Here is a 15,324-nt window from a genome sequence, read left to right on the forward strand (position 1 = left end):
GAATATATCACTAAACTAAAAGATAATTTGTTGGATATAGTGTCGGCCAAACCCTCAAGGATTAAGTTTTGGAAAGATGAATTTGAAAAAATAATTAAATCAAAAAAAATTGACACTCAGTTTCATGAAAAATTAGTAGAAACTCTAAAGTATTCTCAAATAAGAAAGTTCCCTATTCTTGGTTTATATAAGAATATAGGAATAAATTCTTGTGTATATTGTAATGCTCAATTAAGTGTAGTTTTAGATTTAGAGATTTATAAGAACAAGCCAAAAAAGGGGCAAATAAAAAGTAGAAAAGCACTTTTCGAATTAGACCATTTTCATGCTAAATCCAAATATCCTTTTTTAGGCATTTCATTTTTCAATTTACTTCCATGTTGCGCAAATTGCAATAAATCTAAAGGGAAAGAAGATGTTTTGTTTTATCTTTTCACTGAAGATGACAATGATTTAGATATATTTAGATTTGAATTAGACAAATTGAGTGTAATAAAATATTGGCGAAGTAGAAACTTAAATGACATTAAGATAAACTTTAATACTTTACTAACAGATGATTCAATTCTATTAAATCATAATAAATATTTTAAGATTACGCAATTGTATGAAACACAGAATGATATTGCAGAAGAATTATTACACAAAAAAATTGCTTATAGCAGAGCCTATAAATTATATTTAGAGAAAGATTATCAAGAGAAATTATTTCCAGATCAAGCAATGATCAATAGATTAATTATTGGTAATTATGATAAACCCGAAGAAACGCATAAAAGACCAATGGCAAAATTTACCCAAGACATTGCAAAGCAACTTGATTTAATAAAATAATATATGAAAAGAAGATATTGGGTAGTTTCTCCAAATGTAGTAAATGTCAAATATTGGTTAACTAAATCTAAAACAGAAAACAAACTATTTGTTGATTGTTCTTTCACCTTTTATATCAAAGATTAAAAATGAGAGATTATTATAAATTACAAATCAAAAATGACGCAACAGGAAAAAACCATGTTGATGAAGTATTAAACGATAGTAGAATTACATCTGATATTGATTATGCAGGCGAAGCTTTTGAAAATCTGAATAAAGGGGCTGTCCTCCTAATTCACAAAGGAAGTTATCCGATTTGTTTAGTAGAAGTGCTATATAAAATTAAAAATAAAAGCGAGATAATTGGAACAGATTTCGGAATTAATTATAAAATTAAGATTCTTTCATATTTTGAGGATTTAGACAAATCATTACTTTTCAAAAAAGATAATTCAAAAGTTGGACATAATGGTACTTTCTCACATTTATATAACAACTCAAAAACACTTCGTTTTATTCAACAATGGTTTCAATACATTCAAAATAAAGAAAATATGCAAAATAAAATAGACTTACTCGAATATAAAAAACAAATCATTCTTCAAGGTCCTCCAGGAACTGGTAAAACCAGATTGGCAAAAATGATTGCTGAAGAAATGACTACTACTTCTACAATTTTAAATCCAATTGAATTAATTGATGGTTTTTTGAAAAATTTTGACACTAAAAGTACAGAAGTCTTAACTTCACGAACTAGACATGAAGAACTTTTAAATGAATTTCAATCAAAATTTCCAATCGCAAGTCTTAAAGATATTTCTAAAGAAAATTATTGTATAGGTACTGGATCAAACGATAGTTTTTGTTGGTGGATTGAAAGAGGATTGATTTCATTGGGCTACTATTTTCCGGGTAGTGCAAGGTCGTATCTCATTTTTTGGAGTAAAAGCAAAAATGAATACAGTAAACATGGATTAGCGACAAAGATAGAAGATGATGATGAAGCTGCCAAAAGGATAGGGTTACTAATTGCTGATTTACTAGAAGATAAAAACGTAAAAGTAGCAACCACTTTCCTAGGAACAAGCTTTCTACTAAAAATTCTACACAGCTATTATCCTGAAAAATATTTCCCTGTTAATAGTATCCCTTGTCTTGAAAATATATTAAAATTATTCGGAGAAAATTATTCGTCATTGAATGGTTTTGAGAAGAATCTAAAAGTACAAGAATTATTTACTGAAAGAAAAAAAGCATTAGGTTCAGATGTTACAAGTATCGAATTTATGCAATTCTTATTTGGAAACTTTGATTTGAAAGGAAAAATTGAAATAAAAACCAATCAAATAATTTCAAGAGGCGAGTACAAAATCATTCAATTTCATCCATCATATAGCTACGAAGATTTTGTGAGAGGAATAGCTGCCAAAACTAATTCAGATGATAAGGTATTCTATAAAGTTGAAGATAGAATTTTGATGGAATTTGCAAAAGAAGCTTTCAATAATTCCAAGAGTAAATATGTATTAATTCTTGATGAAATTAATAGAGCCAACTTACCTGCTGTACTTGGCGAGTTGATATATGCATTAGAATATAGATACAATCATGAACAAGACAATATAAAAGAAGCTGCCGTTGAGAGTTTATATGACATATCTGGAGATGATGAAGAATCAGATAGGGTTTTAGTACTTCCAGACAATCTTTACATCATAGGTACCATGAACACCGCAGACAGAAGTGTGGGGCATATTGATTATGCTATAAAGAGACGTTTTGCTTTTGTGGATGTGTTGCCTACAGATCAAGCTATTGATGATGTAGTTATTGACCCTGTTTTACATGCTAAGGCAAAAGGTTTGTACCATAAAGTAGCCGCATTATTCAACGAAGATAAATCGAAAACCGTTTATCTGCAATCTGATTTTAAAGCCAAAGATGTTCAATTAGGTCATAGTTATTTTTTGGTAGAAACTGAAAAACAACTGGAATTAAAACTAGAATTTGAAATAAAACCATTGCTAAACGAATATGTTAAAGATGGTATTTTAAGCGAAGAAGCTTTACTAGAAATACCCAACTTATGATTTCAGTAATTCAAGAACATTATAATGGTTTTGATTCTAAGAGAGATTTTAATTTTGAAGACAAATTGTCTTTTGAACAAGATTACTTTTATCAGTTTACAAGAAAGTATAGAAACGAAAAAGTAGATTGTTTTAGGATTCATTCTGATGCAGTAAATAAAAAACATGCTATTTCAAATAGTTATTTTATAGGCGTCGATTGGATTATTGAAAAAGAAAAAGCCATTTATGTAGAGCCAAAACTCAATAATAATTCTAAAGAACAGACGGATTACCTCAAAATGTTGTTTTCGGCATTAAAACACCCGGAAGTTGCAAAACATACTGATGATTTATTCGAAATAAAGTGGGATAAAACACCCATAGCCATCACTCAAGAACAAGATTTACTGAGTCCGTTATTGGTTGTTCAATATTTGCGTCTAGTTAAAGAGATTGTCCGCAAAGGAGTTAAAAAATCCTATTACAAAGTAGAAAATAATTTGTACGCAAAAGTAAAAGGCAAAGTTTTGGTAAGTCAAACCATCAAGCAAAACCTAGTCAAAAACAAACCACTGCACACCTATTGCAGCTACGATGAATTTGGATTGAATAGTTTAGAAAATAGATTGCTAAAAAAAGCCTTGGTTTTTGTTCAGCGGTATTTGCCTACTATTAAAAACCTTCAGAATGAAAAGTACACCACAGAAATATTCAATTACATCAATCCCGCTTTTGAATTTGTCTCTGATGAGGTAAATCTTCATGATGTGAAACATACCAAAACAAATGTTTTTTATAAGGAATATGAGGAAGCCATAAAATTAGCCAAACTTATTCTGAAACGATTTGGTTACAACATTAGCAATACCCAACAAAAAACAATCCAAACACCACCCTTTTGGATTGATATGAGTAAATTGTTTGAACTGTATGTTTTGGGTTTATTAAAAGATGCCTATGGTAGTCATGCACTTTATGGCGGAAAAGATGCCAAACTTAGCTATGGTTTGCCAGATTATCTCATTACAAAAGACGGTATAAAATGTATAGCCGATGCAAAATACAAAATCTTATACAATGAAAAAGGTCACTACGATATTGATAACATTAGACAATTGAGTGCCTATGCGAGAGATAAGAAGACTTTTAACAAATTAAAAATAGACGAAAAAGAAATCATTGATTGTCTTATTATTTATCCTTTAAATGACCAAAGCTCAATTTTAGATTTTAAAATTGACTTTGAATGTTTCGAAGAAGTAGATCCTTTTGTAGGTTTTAAAAAAATAGGGGTTCCAATACCCATAATAAATAAAATATGAGATACGTTTTAGCTTTTTTTCTTCCATGGTTATCCTTGATATTACAAGGTAAAATAGTTTCTGGCATAATTTGCCTGATATTACAAATTACTATAATCGGTTGGATTCCTGCTTTTATTTGGGCTTTTACATCTTTGAATAGAATGTATGCAGATAGAAGAACAACTAAGATTATCAAAGAGATGAAAAAATAAATTTACAAATTTTAAATCCCTAACTACAAAAAAAACTTTACAATTAATGAAGAAATATTACCTACACAATGGCACAGAAAACATAGGTCCATTAGATTTAGATGAATTAAAAGCCAAAGCGATTACAAAAAATACACAAGTATGGTGTGATGGAATGGAAGATTGGAAAAATGCAGGAGAAGTAGAAGAATTAAAAAGCATTTTATCAGTTGTTCCTCCGCCTATAGCAAAAAAGACTGAGATCAAACAAGAACCTATTACTAGTAATAAAAAAACACATTGGTTTTGGAGGATTATTAGATTTTTAGCAATCCTAATTATTGTTTTTATTGCGATTATTGCATTTGTAGATTATATGAATGAAAAAAATAGTAGTTCATCATATGAAGAAAGTATCATGACAATAGCAGAAATAGAAGCAGCAGACCCATCTTTATATTTAAATGCAACCGGAACATACAAACCAACCTTTTTAGGAGATGAATTAAAAATCAGTGGTGTTATTGAAAACAAAGCAACTGTAACTAATTATAAAGATGTGATTGTTGAAGTAATTTTTTATAGCAAAACAGATTCGGAAATTGCAAGAGAACAATATACCATTTATGATTTTTTTGCTCCTAAAACAAAAAAGGAGTTCAAATTGAAAGTAAAAAATTATAGTAACGTCGAAACAATTGGCTGGAATGTGTTTAATGCAACTGTAAAGTAAAAGCGAATAGACCGATAATCGTAGTCAACCAGGTACTTTTAAAAACGTTTCATTTCTAATGGAATGTTTTAAAGATAAAACCTTGTACTCCTTAAATTATCTTAAAATAAAAAAATAATATGAGAATTATAATAAAAGCATCAAACCTATTTTTTTACTCTAATCAGTTGCAATCATAAAACTGAATTAGATTCTACGAATGAGAAGATACTATTAGAAAAAGAATTAGAAAATGGTAAAAATTAAAGCCGCCTTACTCGACGATAACAAAGAACAATTACAACTAAACCAGCAAATGCTTGAAAGTATTGGTAGGGTAGAGGTGGTGTCTTCTTGTATTTCTGCAAAAACATTTCTAGAGGATATAAAAACTTCACAACCAGAAATATTGTTTTTGGACCTAAACTTGGGAGATTCCTACATGACAGGGATGGAAGTGGCTTTTAAATTAAAATTACCAGTGATGTTTGTGAGCAGTAATACTTCGCAATACATTAAAGAGATTGAAAGATTAAAAAGAGATTACGATATCTGTGTGGATCATATTACCAAACCATTCACCAGCCAAGAATTTATAAAAACTACGCAACGCTTTTTGAAGGAGATAGAACTTTTTAAAAAAGAAGAATTCATCCATTTGGATTTTGGAGCAACGAAGCGCAATAAAATAGCCATTAATAGTATTGTATACCTGTCCACGGACAAAAACAACGGCTCCGAATCCAACAACAAACTAATTCACTTTACAAACCGTAAACCCGAGAATCTAATCGATTTTTCATTTTCTAAAATGGAAGAAAAAGGATTGCTAAATATTAATTTCATTACCATTCACAAATCGTTTCGTGTAAACTCAAAACACATCAAAGCCTACCACAAAAACACCGAATCAATAGAGATAGAAGTTTTTACAAATCAAGGAAAATTAGAAACAAAGCAACTTCAAGTTTCTGAAAATTACCAACCATTGATTAAGAAATTAAAAAAATAAACCGCTCTTACATCCCTAAAAACCGATTTTGTTGCTCAATATGGGCTGATATGATTCTATATTATATCAGCCTTTTTTTATTCCTGAATTTTGAATCATAATAAAAGCGGAAGCCGAAAAGCTAGATAGAGTAGGTAAATTTTAAAATTAAAAATTATGAAAAATGCAAATCAAAATTCAGGAACAAACAGTGGGAACAGTTCAAAATCAGCAGGAGTGGCAAGGAGTAATTCCAATCCCAATTATCCTAGTACAACGGGGAAACCATCTGGTTTAGGTAGAGGAAATACACCAAAAAAGTAATTTCTAATCAATTAAAAAAGCTAAACAAAATGGCTAAAAAAATCAATCCTGCAAACAATGCAGCCAACATGCAAAATACGAATAAAGGTACTGCTGGCCAAAATAAACAGTCTGCCCAAAATCAAGGTAATACGGGTAAGCAATTGAATCCTAATCAATCTGCTAGCAAGAAAAAAAAGTAGATTAGTTTTTCGAAAAGTATCTCTTTAAAAACCTCCATAATCTGAATATAGGATTTTGGAGGTTTCTATTTTTTCCATAGTCAATGTTTATTTGTTACCTTAAAAAACAAAATTCTATGAAGTTAATTCATTTATGCAATATTATATGACCATTCAGAATTTCAATTCGTGCAAAGTACTTAAAGAAATAAGAAGCGTGTACAAATCCCTCAAACAATAGCAGTAAAAAATGAAATGAAACTCCGTAAAATTCATCTTGCATCCAGCAGAAAAAAAAACAAAGAGTAACTAAACAAGGTAGAATTTTTTACATCCCTTTTTTTAGCAAATTCATTCGAGCTACTAATTGTAAATGAGTTCATAAATGAGTTGGGACAATTTTTTCAAATGTTATACGTCATCTTGTAATAGTTTCCCACATTATTATATCTTTAGCATTATATATTATGGATACAACTTTAGAAATTTTTGGTGCCGTTTTCGGTTTTTTGGCAGTTTATTTTACAATCAAGCAAAATATCATCTGCTGGTATTTTGGTTTAATTCAGGTAATTCTGTATTGCTTTGTCTTCTATACAGCAAAATTATATTCAGATATGATTTTGCATGTTATTTATATATTTCTGCAAGTGTTCGGCTGGTACAATTGGAAATATGGAGGTTCCAACAAGAGTGAATTACGCGTAACATTGCTGACAAATGCAATTTTTTGGATTGGATTAACAGTTCTGGCATCTGTGCTTTTAGGCTACACGATGCAAACAAAAACCGACGCATCCTATCCTTATGAAGATGCTTTTATAATGGTGGCAAGCTTGGTTGCTCAATATTTGATGATAAAAAAAGTAGTAGCGTCTTGGATCTTTTGGATAGTAGTCGATTTGGTTGGTATTACCATATATAGTTATAAAGGTTTATACTTTACTGCAGTGTTGTATGTACTTTTTTTGATTATGGCCATCATGGGTTACTGGGAATGGAAAAAAGCATATAATGAACAATTTGCACATGAGAAACGAACATAAAATTGGACTGACATTGGGTAAGTATGCTCCTTTTCATAAAGGGCATCAGTTTGTAATTGAAACCGCGATGAAAGAGGTGGATGAATTGATCGTGCTTATTTATGATGATCCCATATTAAATATCCCTTTAACAACTAGAGCTTCTTGGATCCGTAAAATATATCCAAATATAACGGTTATTGAAGGTGTAAATTCGCCGAATGATAGTGGATATACGCCCGAAATCATGAAAATTCAAGAAGACTATGTTTCCTCTATTCTAGGCAATCGCAACATCTCTCATTTTTATTCTAGTGAGCCTTATGGGGAGCACATGAGTAAATCCTTGAAAGCCATAAATAGACAGGTGGATGTAAGTCGAATTAGCGTTCCCATATCCGCTACAGAAATCAGAAAAGATCCATTTAAAAACAAAGATTTTTTGGATCCAATTGTCTATAAAGATTTGATTACGAAAGTAGTATTACTTGGTGCTCCGTCAACAGGAAAAACAACTTTGGCCGAAAAATTAGCATCCCATTTTAATACTCAATGGATGCCAGAATACGGAAGAGAATATTGGGAGAATCATCAAGTAAATAAAAGACTAACCTTAGAAGATCTGTTGAAAATTGCAGAAATTCATTTGGAAAGAGAGGATGCTTTGCTGTTACAATCAAATCGCTTTTTGTTTTCGGATACAAATGCTATTACTACCTACTTATTTTCGTTAGATTACCATGGGAGTGCCCTTGAAGAATTAGAAAATTTAGCAAAACTAGCCGAAAGCAGGCACGATATTATATTTGTGTGTGATACTGATATTCCTTATGATGATACTTGGGATAGATCTGGTGATGTAAAAAGAAAAACATTTCAACAAAAAATCATCGAAGATTTGAACACTAGAAATCTTAAGTATTTCATGCTCAAAGGCACTGTTGAAGAAAGAATAGAACAAGTATCAAATGTATTGTCTGCTAGAGAATATAGTAAATTTTAAGTAACTTAGAACAAAATAGAACTATGTCTGATTTATTAAATAGAACGATGGGATTTTTTAAGAAAGTTCCAGAATCACCAACGAATCCGCAAGAGGACAAGGATATACATAAATTCCAGATAGAAGATTTGTATTCAAGCGATACTCCGCAAAATGAATCTGATAACTCAATAGCACTAGATGAAAAATTACGTCAAGCGTATTTTTGGATCACGAACACCGCCATCATCAGTCCGTATTATGATATCGAATTCAATGAGGGTGATCCTAAAAAGTTTTTATTTGGAGACAGTAAAGTTCCAGTTTATTTACCGACTGACCAAAGCTACTCTAGTTTTGTATTAATGCCTTTACTGAACTTAGCAGCAAGAGGAAAATGTCTCATTGTGGGCGGTCCTGGTCGTGGAAAAACAGCTACTTCGGTGTTGATGGGATTGTTAGCTGGATACGATAATAAAGACGTATTGCGTGCCATACAACACGGGCAACCTCAAATGACAATTTCAGATTTATTAGGACATCCATTACCTTCAGATATGGTGAAGGCCGAAAAAACGTCCGACATTAGAATTGCATGGCGAAAATGGTTGGGCATGCGGGTAAAAATTATTGATGAATACAATAGAATTCCAACTAGAACGCAATCGGCCTTGTTAACCGTATTGGCGGATAATTATGCTGAAATTTTCGATCAGATTTATGAATGTCCAGATGGGGCTTGGTATCTCACCGCCAATGATGACGCTGGTGGAGGAACGTACCAAGTTATTGAAGCCTTAAAAGACAGGATTGATATCGTGATTAGAGCGATGCATTTCAATACGCGTTTCATTGACGATTTATTACAGCGAATTGAACTCAATTTCAAACCAGAAGCGATAATTCCTGAAGAAATTATTTTTACCGAAGAGGAGCTGAACACCATTAACAAACAGATTAGAGGTGTAAAAATAGAGCCTCAATTACGCAAACGAATCGAGTTTTTTTGTCGCCAGTTTGAATTTTTTGAACCTGCATCCAATCGATTGGAATACATGACCAAAGACACCGCAAAATTATCCGGCATGGATATGCGTTCGCTTTTTAGAAAAGAAACAGGAAAAGATCCAATTAAAGATTTAGGATCACAGGCGAAAAACGGTTTGTCGGTTAGAAAAATCATGACTTTATTGATGTTTTCTAAAGCATTGGCGTATTTCAGAGGGAATAAAAAAGTAGAATTAGAGGACATCAGGCAGGTGCTGCCCTTTGTTTTACACGATACTTTAACGCCACATCTAGAATCACCATTTTTTGACCAAGTGGGGAATGAAGTATATAGAGTGGATCGAATTGTATGGTTGAGAAACTTATTTGATTTATCGTGCGATGAGTATGTGAGTCAAGATTTAGATCGTAATGATCCTGTAGATACTTTTGAAGCGGAATTTAAAAAAGGGCTCGAAAACATATCATCTAAAGAAATTGATAACCGACTATTAAATATTGAAAAACAACTACAGAAATGGTCTGAGGAGAAAAAGTTGTACGGCTACAGAGCAGATGATATTTTAAAATTAAAGTACCTACACCAACGGTATACTAATTACAAAAGATGGCTGCAATGGAAAAAATAAGTCTTCCTCAACTTATTGCAGAATTAAGTGACAATAGTGCGTTATACAATCAATGGTACAAGGAGAGCGAAATGAAATACGGGACTATCCCTTCTCAAAGGTTAGCCAATTGGATCGTTGAAGTTGTAGAACCTATTGTAGAAGCAACTATTGCTCTAAATTCGGCCTCAGAAAAAGTACATGAAATAGTAAAAGCGCTGTATCTGGAAACATTGAAATTAATTGGAAGTGGTTTGGCAATCCGTTATGAAGATGAATATAAAGCGGCTTGGTTACTAATGGCAAAAATGCCGAACTTAGTAGTTAAATTTCCAATAAAAACCATTTTATTGCTGAATGATGTACTTTTAAATTTGCATCGGTATGCTCCTGAAAAAACAAGATATTGGTGCAAACTTATTGAATCCAGTGCTATTGAAATCAAAACCATAGAAGATTTTAAAATTTTAGGACGTATTTATGCGTGGAAATGTGGTTTGGCACATATAAGAACTCGTTTAAAAGCAGATTATGCGGCCCTTTCTGAAAACCTTCAACATACCATTTTACAAAACTTAGGTTCAGATATAACCGCCTATGAGTTATTTGAAAATCCATGGTCGAATAGCAATACCAAGTTTGAAGGAGTACAGGGTGGTTTTGTGGGTACCACGGGTTATTTTGAACATCCACCAAGGTTGGCACAAATAGGAGAGCATATATTTGTTTCCGATTCAAAAAGTAGTTATGCTCTTTTTGCAGATCAATTTGGCAAGGTCTTACTTCCTGCCAATGCTGTTGATGCAGCCTATATTGTTTCAAAGGCCAAGCACTATGATACCTCTGAAAAATGGATTGAAAAAGTAAATGCAGAAATGGATACAAGTACTATTTCATCTGTCGCAGCAACAAAAGATACTCTGTTTTTTACGTTGCAAAACTCCTATTTTTTATACGTATACAGTCTTGGAAATGCTTAATCAAACCGAAATAGAACAAACAGTAGCCTTGTGGAAATCACATTGGCAACAAGCAAAGTTGGAGTGGAATCCTTTGTTACGTTTGCAAGAACCGATTTGGTGTTTATCCCATCAAGAGTCCAAAAGAGAGGGGCTTACAGGCAGTTTTGCAATGATTCGATTAACAGATCATCGCATCGTGATTAATTTAGAAGAAATTGTAGAACGCGGTATTTCAGATTATGCGATTGAAGTATTGGCGCATGAAATAGGTCATCATATTTTTACTCCTGCAAATTTATATGATAATGCTATTTTATTGAATAGGATTCGCTTTGCATTGCCAGGTATTGAGGATAGAGCCCCGATGGTATCTAATTTATATGCAGATTTTTTAATCAATGATAAATTACAACGCATCAATAAATTAAGAATGTCAAAAGTGTATCAAGCGATTAATTCAGAGGATAATTTTTCTGAGTTTTGGACATTGATGATGCGAACTTATGAATATTTATGGCGTTTAAATCGGGGCGAATTAGCAACTAATTTATCATTTCATAGTAAAAAAATAGATGCGGACGCTTCATTATTAGCCTCGCTGATCAGAAGTTACGCAAAGAATTGGATTCACGGTGGTGGTCGCTTTGCCGTGATGGTATACCCTTATTTGATGGATGACAAAACCTTTCAAGAGGCTCGAAAAAAGATTTTAATACTGTTGGACGCTGAAGATGCAGGTGCGGGTGCTATGGATATTTCTGGTATGACCGAACTGGATCTAGAAGGCTACGATGAGGTAATTGATATGCGAAAAGAAGCCTTGGGGCTACAAGAAGGCGAAGGTATTAAAAGTGACAGTTTAGGTTCAGAAAAAAATGAATTGGGAGGTCAAGGACCAAGGAACGGATATATGGGTCCGGGGAATTATATTGATTTGATGAAACAAGTCAACCCAAAAGCGGATGAACAGCGTTTAATCAACGCCTATTATAAAGAAATTGCTTTGCCTCATTTAATAGATTTTCCTGTTGAAATTTCTGAAAATGTGTCCCTAGATTTACCCGAGGGATTGGAAACTTGGGACATTGGCGACGCCATTGAAGAAGTAGATTGGTTGCAATCTGCTATTTTATCTCCCGCACTTATTCCAGGATTAACTACTCAAAAGAGAACCTACGGCTCAGATGCTGACAACGCCATTGCAGAAAATCCTTTAAATGTTTACATTGGAATAGATTGTTCGGGATCGATGATGAATCCAAGGCAAAATTTTTCATGGCCTGTTTTGGCAGCTACCATCATTGGATTATCTGCTTTGCGTGCTGGAGCATCCGTTATGGGATGTCTTTCTGGTGAGCCCGGCGACTATTTGGAAACAGATGGTTTTATTACAGACGAAACAGATCTACTAACAACCTTAACCTCTTATTTAGGTACGGGCTATGCCTACGGAATTGAACGATTGCGCAAACCATTTGAACAAGAAGCCACTAAAAAATCGCATATTGTAATCGTTACGGACAACGATATATTTAGTATGTTGGATTCTGATACGCAAACCAAACAAACACATTGGGAATTGGCTGAATTGGCATTAAAAAATGCAGGTGGCCATGGCACTATGGTCTTACATTCTCATCCAGATTACAACAAAGATTTTGTAATTCGATTAGAAAAAATGGGCTGGAAAGTATACTACGTTACAAATGAAACGGAACTTTTAAAGTTTGCATTTGAATTTTCACAACAAAATTATGCCTATGTCTAAATACGATGTTTTTGAGTTGGTAACTCATTTAAGGAAATGTCCAGATATCTTTTTAAAACCTTCTTCAACTCTTGAAAATGAGGGTTTAAATTCGGTAGCTTTAATTAGTGATACGTATAGATTGGTGTGTAACGATTTTTTAAAAAAAGAATTTAAGATACCAAGTAATTTTGATTTAGCGTACATAGAGGATAACCATTGGCGCGCAATTCATATTTCGATTTGGTTACTGAGTCATCCTAATTTTATAAAGAGTGATTTAATAGAAGATAAATTATATGATTTTTGGTTTGAAGAATTAAGTGAAGCCTCGTTATATGTGAAATTTAAGGAATGGATTAGTGATGAGGAACGTGCAGAGGAAATGGTTCGCTTATTATTACATTGTTGTGAAATTACTCCAGAAGGCGAAAATCAGGATGAAGCTGCAGATAAATTATCCTCTTTGAGCAGTGCAGATCGGCAGAAAGTTTTAAAACAATCCTACGAGGCACATGAAAGAATTATGAAAATCAAAAAAGAGATGGCTGAAAAAAAAGCTAGAGAAGCAGCAAATACCTATGGACGAGAGTAGTGATCCGCAAATAGCATTAACAGACGCGGAACGTTTTCCGCTGCTTGAGGATTTAAGTTTTTTAAATACACTTAAGCAAGATGCGCTTGCGCCAAAATTTAATTTTAAAAGTGGTGATCGTTTAGATGCAGTGCAACTTTCAAAAGTGAAGTCTTACAAAAAGAAATACTGTGATGAAAAGATATTTTGGAACGAAGGGCAAACTCCAGTTTGGCTAAATGACTATTTAAAATGGTGCCATACAACAGTACCGTTTTACCAAAATAGAGATGGGGACTTAAATGCTTCCCCAACCATTTCTAGAGAAGATATTAGAAAGTATCCTCATTTATTTGTATCGAATGAAGCTAATTTAGAGGAATTATTAGTGTACTATACTTCAGGTTCTACGGGCCCGAAGTTAGATGTTCTCTTTGATGCCGTTACTCAAGCCAGTTGGTTGCCCCAAATAGAATCCGTGCTAAAAGATTTTAATGTTTCTATAAGCGAGGGCAAAAATACAACAGCCATCGCCTTGATCTGTGCCCAAGAAAAAACATTGACGTATGCCTCTTTATCAACTTATTTAGAGGGAGCTGGTATCTTAAAAATAAACCTCAATCCATCAGAGTGGAACCATCCTGATGATGCTAAAAAATATCTGGAAAAATACAATCCGCAAATTCTTACTGGGGATCCAATAGCATTTATGGCATTGTTGGATTTAAAGCCGCAATTGAGTCCAAAGGCGCTAGTATCTTCCGCAATGAAGTTAACAAAAGGCACAAAAAATAAATTAGAAAATTATTTTAAATGCCCTGTGATTGATCTGTATTCGATGACCGAATGCAGAAATATAGCATACGCTACAGAATTGGGGCATAAAGCAATCCGATCTGATTTATATTTAGAAATTTTTGAGGAACATGAAGATGTTAAACTTTCTAATGGTGAAAGAGGTGAATTAGTGATTACAGGGGGAAATAATCCTTTTTTACCATTAATACGTTATAGAACAGGAGATTTTTGCCGATTAAAAATAGAAAATGGCGTTCCTTATCTAATTGACTTAGAAGCAAGAAATCCAGTAGTTTTTTATACAAAATCAAACGTGAAAATAAACAATATCGATATTTCTAATGGTTTGTCTCGGTTGTCTTTGGCTGGTTTCAAAGTGCATCAAACAAAAGATAAGGTAATCCAGTTTAAAGGATATTCTAACGATTGTACTGTAGAAGAAATTCTTGAATTATTGAAAGTGATTTTTAAAAATGACATTGAAGTTCAAATAGACATCCAAAAAATATCCCAAAATAATACGGTAGAAAAATCGCTATACACGTCAGAATTCATAACTGACTAAAAAACATATCCGCGCTAACTCAATAGGTATGAACTCCTTTATTTCCTTTAATTAGAATAGCTTTTAATCACAACTACTGCTTATTTTTCAAATCATGATTGGGATAAGCAAAAAATAATCAGTTCGAGGTAAACTATATTTGTCTAAGATCATAGAAATTAAATCTTGTTTTAGTTTGCCGCGTTAATAACGCTACGAATTATTTTTTGAAAGTAAGAAGGCACTCGTTACAAACGAGCGCCAGTGGGCTATTAATACACGAAAAATAGTATTAATATACAATATAAATACCTCATAATTAAACATAAAACTTATTAACTTAATGACATTGCGCGCTAGCGGTGAAATCCTCATCGGTTTGAATGAAGATTGTTTTTGAGGAGTTTAAAATTTTCTAATATTTTTCCGAAGGTAGAATTTTCTTTCATTGGCTCTAACTCATTAACTACCATTTGAATAAAATTATTTTCATCAGTAGAATTAG

Annotated in this window: 15 protein-coding genes; all 15 read left to right on the forward strand. The window is 32.8% G+C overall.

The features are described 5' to 3' along the window. Nucleotides 1-834: hypothetical protein (locus FPG59_RS07980; protein ID WP_086454088.1), on the forward strand; the 834-nt coding region annotated here is incomplete at its 5' end. Between the two features lie 128 nt (nt 835-962). Further along, nucleotides 963-2,906: an AAA family ATPase gene (locus FPG59_RS07985; RefSeq protein ID WP_086454089.1), complete on the forward strand. Its 1,944-nt coding sequence runs from the start codon at nt 963-965 to the stop codon at nt 2,904-2,906. After that, nucleotides 2,903-4,210, forward strand: a complete 1,308-nt coding sequence (locus FPG59_RS07990; RefSeq protein ID WP_086454090.1) for a hypothetical protein — start codon at nt 2,903-2,905, stop codon at nt 4,208-4,210. The genes FPG59_RS07985 and FPG59_RS07990 overlap by 4 nt, the downstream gene beginning before the upstream one ends. Next, a complete protein-coding gene (locus tag FPG59_RS07995; protein WP_086454091.1) occupies nt 4,207-4,404 on the forward strand; it encodes a YqaE/Pmp3 family membrane protein in 198 nt (65 codons plus the stop codon). The genes FPG59_RS07990 and FPG59_RS07995 overlap by 4 nt, the downstream gene beginning before the upstream one ends. 46 nt (nt 4,405-4,450) lie before the next feature. After that, a complete protein-coding gene (locus FPG59_RS08000) occupies nt 4,451-5,116 on the forward strand; it encodes a DUF4339 domain-containing protein (RefSeq protein WP_086454092.1) in 666 nt (221 codons plus the stop codon). Nucleotides 5,117-5,348: 232 nt separating this feature from the next. Then, nucleotides 5,349-6,107: a LytTR family DNA-binding domain-containing protein gene (locus FPG59_RS08005; protein WP_086454093.1), complete on the forward strand. Its 759-nt coding sequence runs from the start codon at nt 5,349-5,351 to the stop codon at nt 6,105-6,107. A 156-nt stretch (nt 6,108-6,263) separates the two neighbouring features. Next, nucleotides 6,264-6,410: a hypothetical protein gene (locus FPG59_RS16560; RefSeq protein WP_176330715.1), complete on the forward strand. Its 147-nt coding sequence runs from the start codon at nt 6,264-6,266 to the stop codon at nt 6,408-6,410. A 29-nt stretch (nt 6,411-6,439) separates the two neighbouring features. Then, on the forward strand, nt 6,440-6,592 hold the full coding sequence (locus tag FPG59_RS16565; RefSeq protein WP_176330716.1) for a hypothetical protein: 153 nt from the start codon (nt 6,440-6,442) through the stop codon (nt 6,590-6,592). Between the two features lie 446 nt (nt 6,593-7,038). Further along, the gene (gene pnuC, locus FPG59_RS08010; RefSeq protein ID WP_086454094.1) at nt 7,039-7,617 is read left to right on the forward strand and encodes a nicotinamide riboside transporter PnuC; all 579 of its coding nucleotides are present in this window, start codon (nt 7,039-7,041) and stop codon (nt 7,615-7,617) included. Next, the gene (locus FPG59_RS08015) at nt 7,601-8,599 is read left to right on the forward strand and encodes an AAA family ATPase (protein ID WP_086454095.1); all 999 of its coding nucleotides are present in this window, start codon (nt 7,601-7,603) and stop codon (nt 8,597-8,599) included. The genes pnuC and FPG59_RS08015 overlap by 17 nt, the downstream gene beginning before the upstream one ends. Before the next feature lie 23 nt (nt 8,600-8,622). Next, on the forward strand, nt 8,623-10,215 hold the full coding sequence (locus tag FPG59_RS08020; protein WP_208653338.1) for an AAA family ATPase: 1,593 nt from the start codon (nt 8,623-8,625) through the stop codon (nt 10,213-10,215). Beyond that, nucleotides 10,203-11,174, forward strand: a complete 972-nt coding sequence (locus FPG59_RS08025) for a hypothetical protein (RefSeq protein WP_140344612.1) — start codon at nt 10,203-10,205, stop codon at nt 11,172-11,174. Before FPG59_RS08020 ends, FPG59_RS08025 begins: the two co-directional genes overlap by 13 nt. Next, the gene (locus tag FPG59_RS08030; protein WP_086454097.1) at nt 11,167-12,924 is read left to right on the forward strand and encodes a hypothetical protein; all 1,758 of its coding nucleotides are present in this window, start codon (nt 11,167-11,169) and stop codon (nt 12,922-12,924) included. The genes FPG59_RS08025 and FPG59_RS08030 overlap by 8 nt, the downstream gene beginning before the upstream one ends. After that, on the forward strand, nt 12,917-13,498 hold the full coding sequence (locus tag FPG59_RS08035) for a hypothetical protein (RefSeq protein ID WP_086454098.1): 582 nt from the start codon (nt 12,917-12,919) through the stop codon (nt 13,496-13,498). The genes FPG59_RS08030 and FPG59_RS08035 overlap by 8 nt, the downstream gene beginning before the upstream one ends. Continuing rightward, nucleotides 13,485-14,840 (forward strand): AMP-binding protein, encoded by a 1,356-nt coding sequence (locus tag FPG59_RS08040; protein WP_086454099.1) that lies wholly within the window; start codon nt 13,485-13,487, stop codon nt 14,838-14,840. The genes FPG59_RS08035 and FPG59_RS08040 overlap by 14 nt, the downstream gene beginning before the upstream one ends. The last annotated feature ends 484 nt before the right edge of the window (nt 14,841-15,324 follow it).

Source organism: Flavobacterium sp. FPG59, from assembly GCF_002150205.1.
Lineage (GTDB): Bacteria > Bacteroidota > Bacteroidia > Flavobacteriales > Flavobacteriaceae > Flavobacterium.